General features: G+C 61.2%; 20 protein-coding genes and 2 tRNA genes (1 of these 22 running past the window's edge). 5 read left to right on the top strand and 17 right to left on the bottom strand.

The genetic code is table 11. From position 1 onward, the window contains the following. Window positions 1–22: transfer RNA gene (locus AC1RS8_RS17525), tRNA-His, on the bottom strand (it extends 154 nt beyond the left edge of the window). Window positions 23–54: 32 nt separating this feature from the next. Next, window positions 55–131 (bottom strand) — tRNA-Arg (locus AC1RS8_RS17530). Between the two features lie 274 nt (window positions 132–405). On the opposite strand from AC1RS8_RS17530, the gene folD reads away from it, so the two are divergent. Together folD and pbpG are read left to right on the top strand one after the other, a co-directional pair. Further along, on the top strand, window positions 406–1,260 hold the full coding sequence (gene folD, locus AC1RS8_RS17535) for a bifunctional methylenetetrahydrofolate dehydrogenase/methenyltetrahydrofolate cyclohydrolase FolD (RefSeq protein ID WP_046043051.1): 855 nt from the start codon (window positions 406–408) through the stop codon (window positions 1,258–1,260). Window positions 1,261–1,495: 235 nt separating this feature from the next. Further along, window positions 1,496–2,434, top strand: coding sequence for a D-alanyl-D-alanine endopeptidase (gene pbpG / locus AC1RS8_RS17540; RefSeq protein WP_057714091.1), 939 nt, complete (start codon window positions 1,496–1,498; stop codon window positions 2,432–2,434). 58 nt (window positions 2,435–2,492) lie between these two features. Here pbpG and AC1RS8_RS17545 read toward each other — a convergent pair whose 3' ends face one another. The 3 genes from AC1RS8_RS17545 to AC1RS8_RS17555 all read right to left on the bottom strand — a co-directional run bounded on the left by AC1RS8_RS17545 (window position 2,493) and on the right by AC1RS8_RS17555 (window position 3,754). Next, window positions 2,493–2,708 carry a hypothetical protein gene (locus tag AC1RS8_RS17545; RefSeq protein WP_057714090.1) on the bottom strand — a complete coding sequence of 72 codons (216 nt, stop codon included), beginning with the start codon at window positions 2,706–2,708 and terminating at the stop codon, window positions 2,493–2,495. A gap of 17 nt (window positions 2,709–2,725) precedes the next feature. Further along, entirely contained in the window at window positions 2,726–2,932 is a 207-nt protein-coding gene (locus AC1RS8_RS17550; RefSeq protein ID WP_057714089.1) for a DUF6021 family protein, read from the bottom strand. A 93-nt stretch (window positions 2,933–3,025) separates the two neighbouring features. After that, entirely contained in the window at window positions 3,026–3,754 is a 729-nt protein-coding gene (locus tag AC1RS8_RS17555; RefSeq protein WP_489338900.1) for a C39 family peptidase, read from the bottom strand. Between the two features lie 179 nt (window positions 3,755–3,933). Between AC1RS8_RS17555 and AC1RS8_RS17560 the strand changes: the two genes are divergently transcribed. Continuing rightward, the gene (locus AC1RS8_RS17560) at window positions 3,934–4,101 is read left to right on the top strand and encodes a hypothetical protein (protein WP_167362872.1); all 168 of its coding nucleotides are present in this window, start codon (window positions 3,934–3,936) and stop codon (window positions 4,099–4,101) included. Between the two features lie 78 nt (window positions 4,102–4,179). On the opposite strand, the gene AC1RS8_RS17565 is transcribed toward AC1RS8_RS17560, so the two are convergent. Both AC1RS8_RS17565 and AC1RS8_RS17570 read right to left on the bottom strand, forming a co-directional pair. Further along, window positions 4,180–4,929, bottom strand: coding sequence for a TerC family protein (locus AC1RS8_RS17565; protein ID WP_090456707.1), 750 nt, complete (start codon window positions 4,927–4,929; stop codon window positions 4,180–4,182). Window positions 4,930–4,958: 29 nt separating this feature from the next. Beyond that, a complete protein-coding gene (locus tag AC1RS8_RS17570; RefSeq protein ID WP_057714086.1) occupies window positions 4,959–5,201 on the bottom strand; it encodes a hypothetical protein in 243 nt (80 codons plus the stop codon). 135 nt (window positions 5,202–5,336) lie between these two features. Here AC1RS8_RS17570 and nhaR point away from each other — a divergent pair, with 135 nt between their 5' ends. Then, window positions 5,337–6,236, top strand: a complete 900-nt coding sequence (nhaR, locus tag AC1RS8_RS17575; protein ID WP_057714085.1) for a transcriptional activator NhaR — start codon at window positions 5,337–5,339, stop codon at window positions 6,234–6,236. Window positions 6,237–6,241: 5 nt separating this feature from the next. On the opposite strand, the gene AC1RS8_RS17580 is transcribed toward nhaR, so the two are convergent. Next, complete coding sequence (locus tag AC1RS8_RS17580; protein WP_489338901.1) at window positions 6,242–7,396, bottom strand: MFS transporter; 1,155 nt, start codon at window positions 7,394–7,396, stop codon at window positions 6,242–6,244. Window positions 7,397–7,848: 452 nt separating this feature from the next. On the opposite strand from AC1RS8_RS17580, the gene sstT reads away from it, so the two are divergent. Continuing rightward, the gene (gene sstT, locus AC1RS8_RS17585; RefSeq protein WP_489338902.1) at window positions 7,849–9,081 is read left to right on the top strand and encodes a serine/threonine transporter SstT; all 1,233 of its coding nucleotides are present in this window, start codon (window positions 7,849–7,851) and stop codon (window positions 9,079–9,081) included. Window positions 9,082–9,270: 189 nt separating this feature from the next. On the opposite strand, the gene AC1RS8_RS17590 is transcribed toward sstT, so the two are convergent. From AC1RS8_RS17590 to AC1RS8_RS17630, 9 genes are all read right to left on the bottom strand, one after another. After that, window positions 9,271–9,780 carry a DUF1993 domain-containing protein gene (locus tag AC1RS8_RS17590; protein WP_057714082.1) on the bottom strand — a complete coding sequence of 170 codons (510 nt, stop codon included), beginning with the start codon at window positions 9,778–9,780 and terminating at the stop codon, window positions 9,271–9,273. 197 nt (window positions 9,781–9,977) lie between these two features. Next, window positions 9,978–10,853 carry an SDR family oxidoreductase gene (locus AC1RS8_RS17595; protein ID WP_489338903.1) on the bottom strand — a complete coding sequence of 292 codons (876 nt, stop codon included), beginning with the start codon at window positions 10,851–10,853 and terminating at the stop codon, window positions 9,978–9,980. A 162-nt stretch (window positions 10,854–11,015) separates the two neighbouring features. Beyond that, a complete protein-coding gene (locus AC1RS8_RS17600) occupies window positions 11,016–12,164 on the bottom strand; it encodes an acetyl-CoA C-acetyltransferase (protein ID WP_493163179.1) in 1,149 nt (382 codons plus the stop codon). Window positions 12,165–12,331: 167 nt separating this feature from the next. Further along, a complete protein-coding gene (locus AC1RS8_RS17605; protein WP_489338905.1) occupies window positions 12,332–13,387 on the bottom strand; it encodes an acyl-CoA dehydrogenase family protein in 1,056 nt (351 codons plus the stop codon). Window positions 13,388–13,397: 10 nt separating this feature from the next. Continuing rightward, a complete protein-coding gene (locus tag AC1RS8_RS17610; protein WP_493163189.1) occupies window positions 13,398–14,564 on the bottom strand; it encodes an acyl-CoA dehydrogenase family protein in 1,167 nt (388 codons plus the stop codon). Window positions 14,565–14,574: 10 nt separating this feature from the next. Beyond that, window positions 14,575–15,330 (bottom strand): enoyl-CoA hydratase family protein, encoded by a 756-nt coding sequence (locus tag AC1RS8_RS17615; RefSeq protein ID WP_090456721.1) that lies wholly within the window; start codon window positions 15,328–15,330, stop codon window positions 14,575–14,577. A 9-nt stretch (window positions 15,331–15,339) separates the two neighbouring features. Continuing rightward, window positions 15,340–16,407 carry an NAD(P)H-dependent flavin oxidoreductase gene (locus AC1RS8_RS17620; protein WP_489338906.1) on the bottom strand — a complete coding sequence of 356 codons (1,068 nt, stop codon included), beginning with the start codon at window positions 16,405–16,407 and terminating at the stop codon, window positions 15,340–15,342. A 2-nt stretch (window positions 16,408–16,409) separates the two neighbouring features. Further along, window positions 16,410–17,282 (bottom strand): enoyl-CoA hydratase, encoded by an 873-nt coding sequence (locus AC1RS8_RS17625; protein ID WP_489338907.1) that lies wholly within the window; start codon window positions 17,280–17,282, stop codon window positions 16,410–16,412. A 23-nt stretch (window positions 17,283–17,305) separates the two neighbouring features. Continuing rightward, window positions 17,306–18,094 carry a CoA-transferase subunit beta gene (locus AC1RS8_RS17630; protein ID WP_489338908.1) on the bottom strand — a complete coding sequence of 263 codons (789 nt, stop codon included), beginning with the start codon at window positions 18,092–18,094 and terminating at the stop codon, window positions 17,306–17,308.

Below are 18,094 nucleotides of genomic sequence, written 5' to 3' on the forward strand. Positions count from 1 at the left end.
CTACCAACTGAGCTACGCCCACCATATCGCGCTACTTGTGCCAAAGCTGCCTAATGGCGCACCCGGCAGGACTCGAACCTGCGACCATCCGCTTAGAAGGCGGATGCTCTATCCAGCTGAGCTACGGGCGCCTTGTTAGCTGTAACCTTGGAGGACTACAAACTAAGTGCTTTCCAGTCTTGCAGAATCGTAATCCTGCTCAACCTTCCTAACCAGTGCTAGGCTGTGCCCGACAAGTGCGACGAATAGTATAGAGCCCCCCGAAGGTCGTCAAATCCTTTTTAAAAAAAATTCATTTAATTAAAGGAGTTAGGGGAATTTGCAGACCAAGCGCCTTTGCCCTCACCGCATGACATGCGAGAATGCGTTCTCTTTTTTTCCCCTCTCGATGGTTAATCACGCGCAATGACTGCACAACTTATCGACGGCAAATCGATCGCCGCCAGCCTGCGCCAGCAGATCGCCCAACGTGTCACCGAGCGTCGCCAGCAAGGCCTGCGCACGCCCGGCCTTGCGGTGATCCTGGTCGGAAGCGATCCTGCCTCTCAGGTTTATGTCTCGCACAAGCGTAAAGACTGTGAAGAGGTCGGCTTTCTATCCCAAGCCTATGACCTGCCTTCCGAAACCACTCAAGAAGCGCTGACCGAGCTGATCGATCGCCTGAACGACGACCCTGCAATCGACGGCGTTCTGCTTCAACTTCCGCTTCCCGAACACCTGGACGCCTCCAGGCTGCTGGAGCGCATTCGTCCGGATAAAGACGTCGACGGTTTCCATCCTTATAACGTCGGTCGCCTGGCCCAGCGCATTCCACTGCTGCGCCCATGCACCCCCAAAGGCATCATGACCCTGCTGGAAAGCACCGGTGTCGACCTTTACGGGATGGATGCCGTGGTTGTCGGCGCGTCCAATATCGTTGGCCGCCCGATGGCGATGGAATTGCTGCTGGCCGGCTGCACCGTGACGGTCACCCACCGCTTTACCAAGGACCTGGCCGGCCATGTCGGCCGTGCGGATCTGGTCGTCGTCGCCGCCGGCAAGCCGGGCCTGGTCAAGGGCGAATGGATCAAGGAAGGCGCGATCGTGATCGATGTCGGCATCAACCGCCAGGACGACGGCAAGCTCGTCGGTGACGTGATCTACGAAACCGCCCTGCCCCGCGCCGGCTGGATCACCCCGGTACCGGGCGGCGTAGGCCCAATGACCCGTGCCTGCCTGCTGGAAAACACCCTGTACGCCGCCGAAACCCTGCACAGCTGAGTTTCAACGCGCACGCTGTCAGCGTGACAAGGAACCCCGCCCTGGCGGGGTTTTTTTTGCCTGCGAGAAACACCGACCGCCCGCCGGAAAATGACTTTTTTTTCATATTTCTCAGGACTTTCACCTGTTACTTGAACAACCATCGACAGTTATTCAGCCATACTCCAGAATGACGCGCTTTTCAGGAAACAGTCCGTTACAGAACGGCTTATCAACACTTTATGAGTCTGCCAGCGTGAATATCCGTCTTTCCATCCTGAGCCTATTTTTTGCAGTTGCAGGGACTCTCATCACGCCCTTCGCCAGCGCTGGCGAAACCACCGCAGCACCGCGAGATACGAAGACACTCAAGCTCGCTTCCGGCAGCTCCTTGCTGCTGGACATGCAGACCAACAAAGTCATCTACGCCAGCAATCCTGACGTGGTAGTGCCGATCGCTTCCGTCAGCAAGTTGATGACTGGCCTGGTCGTGGTCGAGTCTCGGCAGAACATGGACGAATACATCAACATCAACATCAGCGACACACCGGAAATGAAAGGTGTGTACTCCCGGGTCAAGCTCAAGAGCGAACTGCCGCGCCGGGAAATGCTGCTGATCGCCCTGATGTCATCTGAAAACCGAGCCGCTGCAAGCCTGGCCCACCACTATCCGGGTGGCTATGCCGCGTTCATTGCTGCAATGAACGCCAAGGCCCGGGCCTTGGGCATGACCAATACCCATTTCGTCGAGCCGACCGGTCTCTCGCCGCGCAACGTTTCGACCGCTCGCGATTTAAGCAAACTGTTGATCGCCGCGCACAAGTACCCGCTGCTGACCGAGCTGAGTACAACCAAGGAAAAGACCGTTTCGTTTCGCAAACCGAACTACAGCCTGGGTTTCCGCAACACCGACCATTTGGTCCGCAAGCCGGATTGGGACATCCAGCTGACAAAAACCGGCTTCACCAACGAGGCCGGCCACTGCCTGGTGCTGGTGACCCGGATGGCTAACCGCCCGGTGGCCTTGGTGATCCTTGATGCCTACGGCAAGTACACCCACTTTGCCGATGCCACGCGCATGCGTAATTGGGTAGAGAGCGGAAAGAGCGCGGACGTGCCTTCCGTAGCCTTGCAGTACAAGGCAGACAAGAACCTCAAGCAGCGGCAGAGCGGCGTGGTAGAAGCGTCGAAGTAACCTTGCTGCAAACGCATGAAAAAGCCCCGGACATCCGGGGCTTTTTTTCGTCGCAAAGTTAGTCGTTAGGCAGCGGCATCTGGTCGTCATCCGGGATACCGTCGCCGGTGCTTGGATCTCTCCAACCCTTCGGCTTTTCAGTGGGCGCCACCGTTGGCCGTGCCAGGGGATCCCTCAACGGGCTGTCGGGATCCATCACCGGATCGGTGCTTTGCTCGGGGGTTGTGGGGACAGTTTCCGGACGTTTGTCGTCGAAACTGGAATCGGTAGACATACACACCTCCATTGGACCTAAGGCTTCAGATCACCCAGTGGATCGTAGGGCTTGGCCGGAGCCTTGGGGTTGTCACCCGGTTTCACGTCCCTTGGTGCCTTGGCGGGCCCGATCGGGTCGACCTGAGGATCGGCAAGGTCCGGGGAGTCGGGATCGAAACCCAGCTCATTGCCAGACGAATGCTCGGATGAGTGTGGACCGACCGGCGTAGTTGAATGAGCCATGGGCGCCTCCTGTATCAAGGCCCGGAAAGATCCGGGCCTTTGCAGGTTAGAGGCTGGCATCGGGCGCTGGTGCCCGGAGGGTGACGAACGGACTTACTGTGCGGCCAAGGCCTTTTTAGCTTTTGCTGCCGCCGGCTCCTGGCCCGCCTGCGCCAGATCATTGGCTGCCTTGAGCCAGCGTTGCTGATCGACCTGGGCGGGAATCTGCGTCGGATTCTGGATCAACACTGCCCAACCGCCGGCATCCTTGAACGCCGATTCAAAAGAACTGAAGCTCATCAACGTCCGCTGACTCATGCCTGCGCGCAGCAGCACGGTCTGCTTCTGACGGTTGTACCCGGTGAGAATCGCATAACGCGGTTCGGCCCACATCGCCGAGCCTTCGGTGAAGCGCACCATCACCGGATAACCGGCCGCGACCTGGGTCAACAAGGCTGGCAAGGTCGCGTCAAGGGGATAGACCACCATCCCGTACTCACGCGCGAGGTTCACCATGTTCTGTTGCAGCTGGGCTTCGGCGCCCGGCAAATGCAGCGGTTTGTCGAGCAAACCCGGCGTAATCACGATGTTCTGCTGGGACAGCATGCTGGCCAGCACCTGCGGTCCGCTTTGATTGGCCACGCCTTTGTAGAAGCGGCCACTGAGTTCGACCCGCTCCGGCAGACGCTTGATCTCAGGTGCAACACTCCCGGCGCAACCGGCCAGCGCCACCACACATCCCGCCATCAGCGCCGCCGACAGCATTCGAGAAAATACCCGCACCATCATCACTCTCTTGTTCAGGCGCCAGGCAACAATATTCCCGGCAAGGCCGTTGATCATAGGACGCCGCGCGACAGCGGTATAGCCTTAACCGGCAGTTGTTTGCATTCGATAGAGCGAACTGGTTGGTGACTGCCGACTTTCGGTCAATAGCCTGAAATACAGCAACGGCTAGACTGTTCCTTGAAGAGACGACAGCGAAGCGTGAGTGCCCATTGAAGGGCAAAGAGGAGGCACCGATGAGCCTGACCATGATCATTGTAATGTTGGTTTGCGGCTGGCTGGCGGTAGCCGCCGCCATGCTGTGGGGCGTGCTGCGCATTACTCGCCGCCACCATCACCCTGTCCAGCCGGCGCCTGCGCAAGAAGCGGACAAGGCACCGAGCCAGCACGCCAACGCTCACTGACACCACCTTTATCCGAGACCAACAAAAACGGCCGCCTGCACTCCTTCGAGTTCAGGCGGCCGTTTCTTTTAGCGGCGGTCAGACTTCAGTGGCAACCCGCTTCTGCCTGGAGCGACGGGACATCATGTTCAACACCTCGATCGCAGCCGAGAATGCCATGGCCGCATAGACGTAGCCTTTCGGTACATGGGCGCCAAAGCCTTCGGCAATCAACGTCATGCCGATCATGATCAGGAAGCCCAGGGCCAGCATCACCACTGTAGGGTTGTCGTTGATGAACTTGGCCAGCGGATCAGCCGCCAGCAACATCACCAGTACCGACACCACCACCGCGATGACCATGATCGGCAAATGCTCGGTCATGCCGACAGCGGTAATGATGCTGTCGATGGAGAACACCATATCCAGCATCAGGATCTGACCGATCGCGGCCGCGAAGCCCAGGGTCACGGTCGAGGTCGCCGACTTCGGATCTTCCGGTGCCGGGTCCATGCTGTGATGGATCTCGGTGGTCGCCTTCCACAACAGGAACAGGCCACCGGCAATCAGGATCATGTCTTTCCAGGAAAACGCGTGGCCGAGGATCTCGATCACCGGATTGGTCAACTGGACGATGAACGCGATGGTGCTCAGCAAGCCCAGACGCAGGATCAACGCCATGCCGATACCGATGCGCCGTGCCCGCTGTCGATTGTGCAAGGGCAGCTTGTTGGTCAGGATCGAGATGAAGATCAGGTTATCGATGCCGAGCACGATCTCCATCACGATCAGGGTGGCAAGGGCGACCCAGGCGGTGGGGCTGGCGGCAAGTTGTAAAAGGTAGTCCATGGGTCAGTCCTGACTCGTTGTAATACGGTTTAGATTTCCTGGGAGGAAGATTCGGTTTTGTCCGAGTCTTTTTCCGATGATTCTTTTTTGCTGATCAACCCGCCGGTGGCGTCACTGAGTGCTTGCTCGGCGGCCTTATGGGTATCGTCAATCGCCTGTTTGGCGCTTTCGGCAGCCTTGCCCATCAATTGTTGCGCGCTTTTCTCGGCCTGGTCGCAACCGGCCAGTACCAGTAAAGACGTGATCAGCAATGCCGTGGCTTTAAGCTTCATGATGCTTTCCTCGATAGAACGAACGGGACCTAAACGATGGCCCGTTGATAGCGATGCATTCTAGGGAAGTGAATACTTCAGGAAAATTCGTATTTTCAGCGGCTATACTTCGGTTTTTACGAACTGTAGATCGCCATGCTCAACTATCGGCAATTGCATTACTTCTGGGTGGTGGCCAAGACCGGCAGCATCGTGCGCGCCTGTGAGCAGCTCAATCTCACGCCACAAACCATCAGTGGGCAGATTTCATTACTGGAACAGACCTTTGGCATCGAGTTGTTTCGGCGTGTCGGACGGCAACTCGAACTCACCGAGGCCGGCCGGCAGGCACTGCCCTACGCCGAACAAATGTTTCAGCTGGGTGGCGAACTGGAACTGATGCTGCGGGCACAACCCAATGAGCAGCAGATCCTGTTTCGCGTCGGCGTGGCCGACGTGGTGCCCAAGTCCATCGTCTATCGCCTGATTGCACCGACAATGGAGCTGAGCGAACCGCTGCGCATCACTTGTCGCGAAGACAAGCTTGAACGTTTGTTGGCCGACCTGGCGATCCAGCGCCTGGACCTGGTGATATCCGACAGCCCGATGCCATCGCACCTGGACATCAAGGGCTACAGCCAGAAACTCGGTGAGTGCGGGATCAGCTTCTTCGCCACCCCAGAGCTGGCGGCCCGTTACGGTCACGACTTTCCGCGCAACCTGCACGGTGCGCCGCTACTGATTCCCGGGCCGGAAACCGTGGTGCGCAGCCGTTTGCAACGGTGGTTTGCCGAGCAGCAGATCCAGCCGCAAATTGTCGGCGAGTTCGACGATAGCGCCCTGATGCAGGCCTTCGGCCAATCCGGCAGCGGGATCTTCATCGGCCCGAGCGTGATTGCCGATGAGGTGCGACGCCAATATGGCGTACAGGTGATTGGCCAGACCGACGCGGTGAGCGAGTCGTTCTATGCCATCTCAGTGGAACGCAAGGTCAAGCACCCCGGCATTGTCGCCATTACCGAAGGTGCCCGACGCGAGCTGTTTACCGAGTTTTAGGACACTCAGGCGCAGACTTCCCGGGGCTTGAAGGTCATCAGCGCAATGGCCAGCAGGATCGAGGCGAGAATGAACGCCGCAGCAGCGAAGCCAAGGCCTTGCAGGCCGACGCTGTCGATTACCCGGCCACCGATCATCGCGCCCAGACCGATACCGAGGTTGGCCCCGGCGATGTTCAGCGACGCAGCGAAGGCCGGCGCTTCGGGCGCCGCTTTCATCAGGCGCACATGGCTGACCAGGAACAACGCCGCCTGGGTCACGCCCCAGATGCCCATCGCTGCTGCCAGACCCAGCGGCGAGTGGATGTTCGGCACCAGCGCCACCAGGCCGGCAATCATGAACGCACAGAACATCATCGACGCCATCAGCGGATGACGATCCACCGCACGGCCACCCAGGGAGTTACCGATCAGCCCGACCGCACCAAAGCCCATCAGGCACCAGCCGACCACGGTGCCGTTGAAGCCGGCCAGGCGCTCAAGGATGTCCGCCAGATAGGTGTACGCGGTGAACATGCCGCTGAACACAATCACTGACAGCAGCACGTGACCGAGCATCAGCGGGCTGCGCAGGATCTTGAACTGCGAGCGAAAGCTCATCTGATGCTGGTGCAGGTTGGTCCTGGGCAGATAGATAAACAGCAGCAATGCCTTGGCAAAGGCGATGACCGCCAGAATCGCGAAGGCACTGCGCCAGCCGAACGCATCGGAAATCAGCGTGCCCACGGGAATGCCGAACACCGTGGCGCAAACGATGCCGAAGCCGATCTTGGCGATGGCGCGACCGGCGTAATCCGGCCCGACGATGTCCACCGCCGTTTCGCTGGCCAAGGCCCAGAACACTGGCAACCCCAGCGCCGGGATCAAGCGGGCAAACGCCATCACCCAGATGTTCGGCGCCAGCGCCGCGACCGTGTTGGCCAGGCCAAACATGATCAGCACCGAGATGAACAACTTGCGACGCTCGAAGCGGGCGAAATACGCCGTCAGGAACGGCCCGAACGCGGCCACGGTGAAGGCAAACAGGGTCACCAGCAAACCGGCCTGCGGGATGCTGACCTCCAGGTCCCTGGCGATAGCCGGCAACAGGCCAACAATGATGAATTCCGTGGTCAGCACCGTGAAGCCGGCGGCGGACAACAGAAGAATGGGCAGCAACATGCAAAACTCCAGAAAACGAAAACACCAGCGATAGCCCGAAGGCCCACTGGCAGACATGAAAATGAGGATGGCGAATCTTAACAGAGTGTTTTCGGATGCGGTTGCACGACCCTGCAATTCGCGTTGAAGACCAGGGTGGCAGTTCGTCACAGGTCTGAAAGATCGTTCCTGCGCTGTGATAAAGTCCGCGCCCTGAAAAACGTACACCCTGTGATCAATGCCGATCATTTAAGGGGCAAAACCTGTGGGAGCGAACTTGCTCGCGATGGCGGACCGTCAGACAACGCAAGTGTCGACTGTGCCAGCGTCATCGCGAGCAAGCTCGCTCCCACAAGGAATGCGGTGTTCTACACCCTGTATTCCCCTCCCGGTTTCCGGTCTGCGGCCTGCCCTGCTTGTTGCTGCAACTGCGACGAAACCATGCACTTATAAAAATTCAGAGATGCCGTTTTATGACAGCTTCATCCCCTTCTCTATTGCAACGCCTTAAACGCCTGAGCCTGGTCACACAGATCGTGATCGGCCTGATCGCCGGTATTGCCCTGGCGCTGATCGCCCCCGACATGGCGAAGTCCACGGCGTTCATCGGCAAAGTGTTTGTCTCGGCGCTCAAAGCCGTCGCGCCGATCCTGGTGTTCGTGCTGGTCATGGCGTCGATTGCCAACCACAAGCACGGCCAGGAAACCCATATCCGGCCGATTCTGTTCCTGTATCTGCTGGGCACTTTCGCCGCGGCCGTCGTGGCGGTGGTTGCCAGCATGACGTTCCCGTCGAGCCTGGTGCTGTCGACCCAGGACGTCGCGGTCACAGCGCCAGGCGGGATTGGCGAAGTGTTGCAAAGCCTGTTGCTGAGCGTGGTCGATAATCCGGTCAGCGCCCTGATGAATGCCAATTTCATCGGCATCCTGGCATGGGCCATCGGTATGGGTATTGCCATCCGCCACGCCGGCGACACCACCCGTGAAGTGCTGGGCGACCTGTCCAACGGCGTGACGGTGATCGTGCGCCTGGTGATCAGCTTCGCCCCGCTGGGCATCTTCGGCCTGGTGGCCTCGACCCTGGCCACCTCCGGCTTCGGTGCGCTGATCGGCTACGCGCAGCTGCTGGCCGTGCTGCTGGGCTGCATGCTGTTCGTGGCGCTTGTGATGAACCCGCTCATCGTGTTCTGGAAACTGCGCCGCAACCCGTACCCGCTGGTGCTGACCTGCCTGCGCGAGAGCGGCATCACGGCGTTCTTCACCCGCAGCTCGGCGGCGAACATTCCGGTCAACCTGGAGTTGAGCAAGCGTCTGGGCCTGCACGAAGACACCTACTCGGTATCGATCCCGCTGGGCGCGACCATCAACATGGCGGGTGCTGCGATCACCATCACCGTACTGACCCTGGCGGCCGTGCACACCCTCGGCATCACCGTGGACGTTCCGACGGCGATCCTGCTGAGCGTCGTCGCGGCGATCTGCGCCTGCGGTGCTTCCGGTGTAGCCGGTGGTTCGCTGTTGCTGATTCCACTGGCGTGCAGCCTGTTCGGCATCCCGAGCGAAATCGCCATGCAGGTGGTGGCGGTCGGTTTCATCATCGGCGTGTTGCAGGACTCGGCGGAAACCGCCCTCAACTCGTCCACCGATGTGCTGTTCACCGCGGCGGCTTGCCTGGGTGAAGAGGCAAAAGCAGAACGCCTGGCCTGACCCCGCCGCCCCTGTGGGAGCGAGCTTGCTCGCGATGAGGGAGTGTCAGTCGACATCAAAGTTGAATGACCCACCGCTATCGCGAGCAAGCTCGCTCCCACAGGGGGCTGCGGTGTAAATGAAAAATGCGGCCCCATGAAAAAGCCCCCGCAGCCTCAGGCTCCGGGGGCTTTTTTGTACCCGGACGGTTTAGAACGCGCCCATGTAGTCGCGCTTGCCCACTTCCACGCCGTTATGGCGCAGCAGTGCGTAAGTGGTGGTGATGTGGAAGAAGAACTGCGGCAGGCCGTAGGTCAGCAGGTAGGACTGGCCGCTGAAGCGCTTCTCTTTAGGCGTGCCCGGACGGGTGACGATCTCGATGCCTTCCTTGCCGTTGATCTGCTCCGGCTTGATCGAGCCGATGAAGGCCAGTGCCTTGGCAATCAACGCTTGCAGTTCGGCGAAGGTGGTTTCGCTGTCGTCGTACTTCGGCAGCTCGACTTCAGCCAGACGACCGGTAACACCCTTGCTGAAATCAACGGCGATCTGCACCTGACGCACCAGAGGGAACATGTCCGGGAACAGGCGCGCTTGCAGGAACGCGTTAGGGTCGATGTTTTTTTCGGTGGCGTGAGCCTCGGCCTTTTTCAGTACATCGCTCAGGGCGTTGAGCATTTGCTGGAAAACAGGCACGGAAGCGTCGTACAGGGAAATGGTCATGGCAGGTCTCGTCTGGAGGGAACATGGGGCATTTGTAGGAGCGAGGTTGCTCGCGATGGACGTGAACGATAACGCGTTCTGTCTGAACAAACGCGTAGCGCTGGAGTCCATCGCGAGCGAGCTCGCTCCTACAGGTGATCAGCGTTGGAACGTGGGCCGATTATAGCCATGCACACGCCTCCCGAAACCGGTCTTTTTCAGCTGCCGTAAACTTTGGCCGCAGGAACCGCCTGCGTCATCAGTTGAGCGACGGCATCGCCCATCTCGCCGACCGCCCAGCGGCCCTGGCGATCCAGTTGCGGACCACGGCGCCAGCCGTCGGCGATCGACAACTTGCCGCCCTCGACTTCGAACATCTGCCCGGTCACCTCGGCGGAAGCTTCGGACCCAAGCCACACCACCAGCGGCGCAACGTTCTCCGGGGCGAAGTAATCGAAGCCCTCTTCAGGCTTTTTCATGGTGTCGGCGAACACTTGCTCGGTCATCCCGGTGCGCGCGGCTGGCGCCAGGGCGTTGGCGGTGATCCCGTAGCGGCGCAGTTCAGCCGCCTGCACCAGCGTCAGCGAAGCAATACCGCCCTTGGCCGCCGCGTAGTTGGACTGACCGATGGAGCCCTGCAAACCGGCGCCGGAGCTGGTGTTGATGATCCGCGCATCGACCTTTGCGCCGCCCTTGACCTGCTCACGCCAGTACTTCACGGCGTGGCTGGAAATGCAGAAGTGACCCTTCAGGTGCACCGCTACCACGGCGTCCCAGTCGGCTTCGCTGAGGCTGGCGAACATGCGATCGCGGCAGATGCCGGCGTTGTTGACCACCACGTTCAGGTCGCCGAACGTTTCGATGGCCTGGCGCACGATCAAGCCCGCCGAGTCATAGCGGGTGATGTCGTCGCTGTTGGCCACGGCACTGCCGCCCTGGCCGAGGATTTCGCCGACCACGGCCAACGCCGCTTCACGATTGATGTCGTTGACCACTACTTTTGCGCCTTCGGCGGCGAAGGCCAACGCGTAGGCACGGCCCAGACCACCGCCTGCACCGGTGATGATCACGACGCGGTTTTCACAGATCTTCATGTTGCTCATCCTTCAAATTCATCACGGGTCGACACAATTCCCTGTAGGAGCGAGCCCGCTCGCGATGGTCGTTAACGAATACGCGGGGTATCTGAATGCCCGCGTCGTTCTTGAGTCCATCGCGAGCAGGCTCGCTCCTACAGGATCGGTGTACATCCTGGTTTACAAGCGTTCGATGATCGTCACGTTGGCCTGACCGCCGCCTTCGCACATGGTCTGCATGCCGAAGCGTCCGCCGCTGCGCTCCAGTTCATGCAGCAAGGTGCACATCAAGCGGGTGCCGGTGGCGCCCAATGGATGTCCGAGGGCAATCGCGCCGCCATTGACGTTGGTCTGTTCGTGGGGGTAGCCAGTCTCTTTCAACCAGGCCATGGCCACCGAGGCGAAGGCTTCGTTGATCTCCACCCGGCCAATGTCTTCGAGCTTCATGCCGGCGCGCTTGAGTGCGTAAGCGGTGGCCGGGATCGGCGCGGTGAGCATCCAGATCGGGTCTTCGGCGCGCACGCTCAGGTGATGGATGCGTGCCCGTGGCGTCAGGCCGTAACGCTTGAGCGCCGTCTCCGAGACGATCAGCATCGCGCTGGCCGCGTCGCAGGTCTGGCTCGACACCGCGGCGGTGACCCGGTCACAGCCAAACAGGAATTCCAGCTCGGCCATTTTTTCCAGGCTGGTCTGGCGCGGGGTTTCGTCATGCAGCACACCGGCCAGCGGCACGATCTCGCGGTTGAAGCGGCCTTGCTCGATGGCCTGCAAGGCACGTCGATGGGACTCAAGCGAATAGGCTTCAAGTTGCGCCCGGGACAGGTCCCACTTTTCGGCGATCATCTGCGCCGAACGGAACTGCGTTGGGGGTTGCGCGCCATAGCGCCTCACCCAGCCTTCGGAACCGCTGAACGGATCAGTGAAACCCAAGGGCTCGGCGGCGATCATCGCCGAGGAAATCGGGATCTGGGTCATGGTCTGCACGCCACCGGCGATGACCACGTCCTGAGTGCCGCTCATCACCGCCTGGGCGGCGAAGTGCACCGCTTGCTGGGACGAACCGCACTGGCGATCGATGGTGGTGCCCGGCACCGATTGCGACAGACCGGCCGCCAGCCAACTGGTGCGGGCGATGTCACCGGCCAACGGGCCGATGGTGTCGACACAGCCGAAGATCACGTCATCGTAATCCTCGTCGGGAATGGCGTTGCGCTCGACCAGTGCACGCAATACGTGGGCGCCCAGGTCGGCGGCGTGGATCTGGCTCAGACCACCTTTGCGCCGCCCGGTGGGCGTACGCAGGGCGTCGACTATGTAGGCTTCAGGCATGGTCTACCTCTGTGAAAAATTGAAATCTGGTATTAAGAGCGCCGAAAAACCTGTGGGAGCGAGCTTGCTCGCGATTGCGTCAGTTCAGTCGACAAAAATGTTGAATGTGCTGCCGCCATCGCGAGCAAGCTCGCTCCCACAGGGATGTAGTCACCCTTACTGACGGGTTAGAACGTACTGCCCGCACCCAGCGCAGGCTTGCCGTCCAGCAACACAGCGCGGATCCTCCCCTTGTGCAGGCCGCGATCGCCCCAGACCTTGTCCAGCGCCCAGGCGCGCTTCATGAACAGATGCAAATCGACTTCCCAGGTGTACCCCATGGCGCCGTGGGCCTGGATGGTGTTCTTCGCCGCAAGCATGGCCGCTTCCGCGGTTGCCAGTTTGGCGTGGGAGACGAATACGTCCTGATCTGCTTGCTGCTCTGCGACCGCATAGGCGGCGCGATACAGTGGGCCTTTAGCGAACTCGATCTGCACCGCGACATTAGCCATCAGATGCTTGACCGCCTGGAACGACCCCACCGGTTTGCCGAACTGCTTGCGCTCGAAGGTGTAGTCCACCGCCAGGTCGACCATGCGCTTGGCCAGCCCGAGCAATTGCGCGGCACTGGTGAGGGCGCCACGGTTGAAGGCAGCGGCCCACAAACGTCGGCCCTGTTCACCGCTGGCAACACAGGTGTCCGGTGTTGGCGCCCACTCTACCTGGAACAACTGACGGCTCGGGTCGACCGACTCGTTGCGGGTCAGGCGCACGGCATCACGCTCCAGCGCATGCACTTCATCGCCATGGGCCAGCAACAGCAGATCGGCGACATGGGCATCGCTGACCAGCGGGTTGCCCGGCTCGGAAACCGCGAGACGTGCACGGCCCTCGGCCACTCGCGACAGCCATTTTTGTTTGAGCGGGGCGTGTTGCTCATCCAGGGCGGCGAGCAACGGCACGCCGACCAGCATGGTGTCCACCAGCGGCTCAGGCAGACCGGCGTAACCGCATTCCTGGGCAATCAGCACGAAGTCCAGCTCATTCATGCCCATGCCGTCCTGTGCCTCGGGCACGGTCAGGGCGGTCAGGCCCAGTTCCACCAATTGCGCCCAGAGTTGCTCACTGCGCCCGCTGTCGCTCTGCCACAGTTCGCGAATGCGTTCCGGGGTGACTTCGTTGATCAGAAAGCTGCGGACGTTGTCCTGAAACAGCAGTTGGTCGCGGCTGAAACTAAAGTCCATGGTCTATTCCTCAGGCACGCGGCATGCCGAGCATGCGTTCGGCAATGATGTTGCGCTGGATCTCGTTGGTGCCGGCGTAGATCGGCCCTGCCTGGGTAAACAGGAAACCTTCCAGCCAATGGCCGACGTCACCGGCGGCAGGGGCATGCGGCAGCAGTTCGCCACGCAAACCGAGAATGCTCATGGCGGTGTCGTGCATGCGCTGGTCGAGTTCGGACCAGAAGATCTTGTTGGTCGACGATTCCGGCCCGATCTTGCCGCCCTGCACCAGCTGCGAGGCGGTCATGTAGGTGCCCAGGGTGTAGGCCTCGGCATCGAGCCAGGCGCGCATCACTGCTTCGCCAATGGCCGGGTCGCGGTCGGCCTGCTCGCGGTTGGCCAGGTACAACTGCACCAGGCGCTTGGCGGTTTCCTGGAAACGCGCAGGCGAGCGCAGCAACAGGCCGCGCTCGAAACCGGCGGTGGACATCGCCACGTGCCAGCCCATGCCTTCGCCACCGAGGGCGTTCTCCACCGGCACCTTGACGTCGTCGAAGAAAATTTCGGCAAAACCCGGCAAACCGTTGAGCTGCGGAATCGGTCGCACGGTGATCCCCGGCGTGTTCAGCGGCAGCAGGATGAACGTCAGGCCGTGATGGCGCTGAGACTGCGGGTCGGTGCGAAAAATACCGAACGCCCAGTCAGCCCACACCGCGCGGGTCGACCAGGTTTTCTGGCCGTTGATCACGTAATGGTCGCCCACTCGTTCAGCTTTGGACCGAATCGCCGCCATGTCGGAGCCGGCACCCGGCTCGGACCAGGCCTGGGCCCAGATGTCTTCGCCGGTGGCCATGCGCGGCAGGAATCGCGCTTTCTGCTCTTCGCTGCCGTACTCCATCAGGGTCGGGCCGAGCAGGAAGATGCCGTTCTGGTTGACCCGTGCCGGCGCCCCGGAACGGTAATATTCCTCTTCGAAAATCAGCCACTCGATCAGGTCGCAGCCACGGCCACCGAGTTCGGTCGGCCAGGTGACCATGCCCCAACGGCCTTCATTGAGCTTGGCTTCCCAAGCGCGGTGCTCGGCAAAACCTTGCTCGGTGTCGAACGATTGCAGCGGTTCACTCGGTACATTGGCCGCCAGCCAGGTCCGCGCATCAAAGCGAAAGGCCTGCTGGGCCGGGGTATAGGTCAGGTCCATGGATATGCCTTCAGCCGTTGAATCGGGCATCGCGTTTCTCGACGAACGAGTCGCGTGCTTCCTGAGAGTCCAGTGAGCGGTAGGCTTCGAGGGTGAAGCCCTGCTCCCAGCGGTATTTGTCTTCCAGATTGCCGTCTTCGATGCCGCTCAGCGCTTCCTTGGCCAGGCTGATCATGCCCGGGCTCTTGGCGGCGATGGTGCGGGCGATCTGCAACGCGGCTTCGCGCAAGTCTTCGCGCTTGACCACCCGCTCCACCGCGCCCAGGCGGTAAGCTTCGGCGGCGTCGATGGCCTCGCCGGTGAAGTACATGTGGCGGACTTTCTGCACCGGGAACAGCCGCTGCAAATGCGCACCGCCACCCATGGCCCCGCGATCCACTTCCGGAACGCCGAAGGTGGCGCACTCGGACGCGACGATGATGTCGGCGGCGCCGCAGATACCGATGCCGCCACCGAGCACGAAACCGTGCACGGCGACGATCACCGGTTTCGGATTGCGGTGGATCGCCTTGAAGCTGTCGTAGTTGCCCTTGTTCACCGCGACGATCAGGTTGCCGTCGGCGGCCAGTTCCTTGATATCGACCCCGGCGCAGAAGCCGCGACCTTCGGCCCTGATCAGGATCACCCGCACCTCGGCATTGCGCCCCAGGCTTTCGATTTCGCTGGCGATGTCGGCCCAGCCCTGGCAGTTGAAGGCGTTGACCGGTGGCCGGTCGAACACCAGTTCCGCGATGCCGTTATCGATACTCACGCTAAATGGTTTCATGCTTTCCCCTTACGACACACGGCGGCACAGCTCGCCCAGGCGCACTTCGGCGTCGCGGACGATCTGTTCAATCAATTGGGCGCAGCTGGGCAAACTGTCGATGGAGGCGGCGATTTGCCCGGCGGGCAAGACGCCCGCGGCCGGTTGCCCGTCGACCATGGCTTTCTGGATCACCATCGGCGCGTTGGCGGCCATGATGCTTTGCGCGGCGGTCAGCTCCCCGGCGCCGCGCATCTTCAAGGCACTGCCGAGCAACTGAGTCAGGCTCATGCCGGTGTAGCGGCGGTAGGCCAGGCCACTCTGCAATGCCAGCAACAGGCGCTTGAGGCCGCCGCTGTTTTCCAGCTGGTTGAGCAATTCGTTGCGGATCATCCGTTGCGGCATGCCGTCGATGGCGCGGCTGATGATGATCGCCGCCGGGTCCTTGACCGCCAGGTAACGGGCAAGCGTCGCCTGGGGCACCGGGCTGTCGGCGCACATCAGGAAGCGCGTACCCATGGCGATGCCTTCGGCGCCGTAGGCCAGGGCCGAAACCAGGCCCCTGCCGTCCTTGAAACCGCCGGCCGCCACCACGGGCACCGACACCGCATTGACCACTTGATCCAGCAGCATCGAGGTTGGCACGGAGCCGGTATGCCCACCGCCCTCGCCGCCTTGCACGGTCACCGCATCCGCGCCCATTTCCACGGCTTTCTGTGCATGTTTGAGCGCGCCCACCGTGGGGATGCACACCACGCCGGCGTCCTTCAGGCGACTGATCATTTGCTTGCCCGGCGAACGGCTGTAGCTGACCGCCCGGACTTTGTGGCGCAACACCAACTCGACGATCTCGCCGGCGTTGGCCTGGTACATGTGGAAATTCACCCCGAACGGCTGATCGGTCAGGCGCCGGGTTTCGATAATCGCCGCTTCCATCTGCTGCGGTTCGATGGTCGCCCCGGCCAGGAAACCGAAACCACCGGCATTGCCCGTGGCCGCCACCAGTTTCGGGTCGGCGACCCAGCCCATGGCGGTCTGGATGATCGGATAACGGCACCCGAGCAGTTGTGTCAAACGGGTATTCAACGAGATCGCCATGCTCACGCCTCGCCCGTTTTGCGCTGGGAACTGGCCATGGCCTTGGCGTCGTAGCCGCCGAGGCGGTCGCCGGACACCAGTTCGTTGTGGGCATGAGCGAAGTGATGCAGACCGAACACCATGTCCATGGTCGCGCGCTTGCCCATCAGGTCTTCGGCATTGTTCACCGCTTGCTTGCTCAGCTGCAGGCCCAGGCGCGGCATCTGTGCGATGCGCCCGGCGATGTCGAGGGTCTGTTGTTCCAGCTCGTCGCGAGCAACCACCCGATTGAGCATGCCCATCTGATAGGCACGCGGTGCCGGCATGCGCTCGCCGAGGAACAGGAACTCCTTGGCGATGCGCGGATTGAGTTCATGCACGTGGGCGAAATACTCGACCCCGGGAATGCCCATGCGCACCACCGGATCGGCGAAGTAAGCATCCTCGCTGGCGACGATCAGGTCGCAGACCCAGGCCAGCATCAACCCACCGGCAATGCACGCGCCCTGGACCATGGCGATGGTCGGCTTGGGCATCTCGCGCCAACGGCGGCACATGCCCAGATAGACTTCCTGCTCACGGGCATACAAAAACTCGCCGCCCGGTTTGTTCACATGGTCGTACCACAGGCTGGCGCGATCGAAGGTCTTGTCGACGTCGCGGCCCGGGGTGCCGATGTCGTGTCCGGCGGAGAAATGCTTGCCGGCGCCACGCAATACAATGACCTTCACTTCATCGTCATCGCAGGCCCGGCGAAACGCCGCGTCCAGCGCGTAAGTCATCTGCGAGTTCTGCGCGTTGTGGTACTCGGGGCGGTTCATGGTGACCAGGGCCACCGCGCCTTGCACTTCGTAAAGCACCACGTCGGCCGGGTCTTTATCGTTATTTTCAGCCATCACTTTTCTCCGCAACGCGTTGCTCAGCGTTGGCCTGGCGGGTTGTCTTTGAGTTGCAGGGCGCGCAGGTTGTGCGGGTCCAGACGCTGGATCAGTTGCAGCTGCTCGGCAGTCGGTGCGGCGGTGGTCGGGCAGTCGTCCGGCACGTGCAGCTCGAAGCCGGTGTTGTCCTGGACTTGCGCCGCCGTCACGCCGGGGTGCAGCGAACGGATGCGCATCTGCCGTTGCGGGCCCTGGAAATCCAGCACGCAGAGGTCGGTGATGATCAGGCGGATGTCGATGTCGTTCATCGACCAGCCCCGTGCCAGTCGGGCCGGGTTGTAGCCGACCGAGGCGACCATATCGACCTCGCCTTCGACGAATACCCGGCGGTTGTGGCTCGGCACGCAAAACGAGTTGGCATGGCTGATCGAGTTGCCGGGGAAACCGCGTACACCGAGCATCTGCGCCTTGGGTTTGGCGTAGTCGCCGATGCAGGAAATGTTGGCCTGACCAAAACGGTCGATCTGGGTCGGGCCGACCAGCGCATGGCGCTTGCCGCCCCAGACGTTGTCGAAAATCCGCGAGAAACCCATCCAGCTGTCGCGCTTGGGTTCATAGCCTTTGCGCGCGCCCAACGGCACCGGCTCGGCAACCATGTAGGCTTCGGAGTCGGTCATCAGCAGTTGCGGGTTGCTGGTCAGCATGGCCAGCGAAGCGGCCAGACGCGGAATCACGCCGATGCCGGAGGCCAATACTTCGCCGTCTTCGCGCCAGGCTTCGGAGGCCGCGCAGATCATCAATTCAGCGAGGCTGAAATCAGTAGTGCTCAT

The organism is Pseudomonas sp. GW821-FHT12A04 (assembly GCF_058807755.1).

Coding starts and splice junctions, on each gene's coding strand:
- folD (WP_046043051.1), top strand. CDS start 406: ATGACTGCACAACTTATCGACGGCAAATCGATCGCCGCCAGCCTGCGC.
- AC1RS8_RS17545 (WP_057714090.1), bottom strand. CDS start 2,708: ATGTCTACCGATTCCAGTTTCGACGACAAACGTCCGGAAACTGTCCCC.
- AC1RS8_RS17550 (WP_057714089.1), bottom strand. CDS start 2,932: ATGGCTCATTCAACTACGCCGGTCGGTCCACACTCATCCGAGCATTCG.
- AC1RS8_RS17555 (WP_489338900.1), bottom strand. CDS start 3,754: ATGATCAACGGCCTTGCCGGGAATATTGTTGCCTGGCGCCTGAACAAG.
- AC1RS8_RS17560 (WP_167362872.1), top strand. CDS start 3,934: ATGAGCCTGACCATGATCATTGTAATGTTGGTTTGCGGCTGGCTGGCG.
- AC1RS8_RS17565 (WP_090456707.1), bottom strand. CDS start 4,929: ATGGACTACCTTTTACAACTTGCCGCCAGCCCCACCGCCTGGGTCGCC.
- AC1RS8_RS17570 (WP_057714086.1), bottom strand. CDS start 5,201: ATGAAGCTTAAAGCCACGGCATTGCTGATCACGTCTTTACTGGTACTG.
- nhaR (WP_057714085.1), top strand. CDS start 5,337: ATGCTCAACTATCGGCAATTGCATTACTTCTGGGTGGTGGCCAAGACC.
- AC1RS8_RS17580 (WP_489338901.1), bottom strand. CDS start 7,396: ATGTTGCTGCCCATTCTTCTGTTGTCCGCCGCCGGCTTCACGGTGCTG.
- sstT (WP_489338902.1), top strand. CDS start 7,849: ATGACAGCTTCATCCCCTTCTCTATTGCAACGCCTTAAACGCCTGAGC.
- AC1RS8_RS17590 (WP_057714082.1), bottom strand. CDS start 9,780: ATGACCATTTCCCTGTACGACGCTTCCGTGCCTGTTTTCCAGCAAATG.
- AC1RS8_RS17595 (WP_489338903.1), bottom strand. CDS start 10,853: ATGAAGATCTGTGAAAACCGCGTCGTGATCATCACCGGTGCAGGCGGT.
- AC1RS8_RS17600 (WP_493163179.1), bottom strand. CDS start 12,164: ATGCCTGAAGCCTACATAGTCGACGCCCTGCGTACGCCCACCGGGCGG.
- AC1RS8_RS17605 (WP_489338905.1), bottom strand. CDS start 13,387: ATGGACTTTAGTTTCAGCCGCGACCAACTGCTGTTTCAGGACAACGTC.
- AC1RS8_RS17610 (WP_493163189.1), bottom strand. CDS start 14,564: ATGGACCTGACCTATACCCCGGCCCAGCAGGCCTTTCGCTTTGATGCG.
- AC1RS8_RS17615 (WP_090456721.1), bottom strand. CDS start 15,330: ATGAAACCATTTAGCGTGAGTATCGATAACGGCATCGCGGAACTGGTG.
- AC1RS8_RS17620 (WP_489338906.1), bottom strand. CDS start 16,407: ATGGCGATCTCGTTGAATACCCGTTTGACACAACTGCTCGGGTGCCGT.
- AC1RS8_RS17625 (WP_489338907.1), bottom strand. CDS start 17,282: ATGGCTGAAAATAACGATAAAGACCCGGCCGACGTGGTGCTTTACGAA.
- AC1RS8_RS17630 (WP_489338908.1), bottom strand. CDS start 18,094: ATGAGCACTACTGATTTCAGCCTCGCTGAATTGATGATCTGCGCGGCC.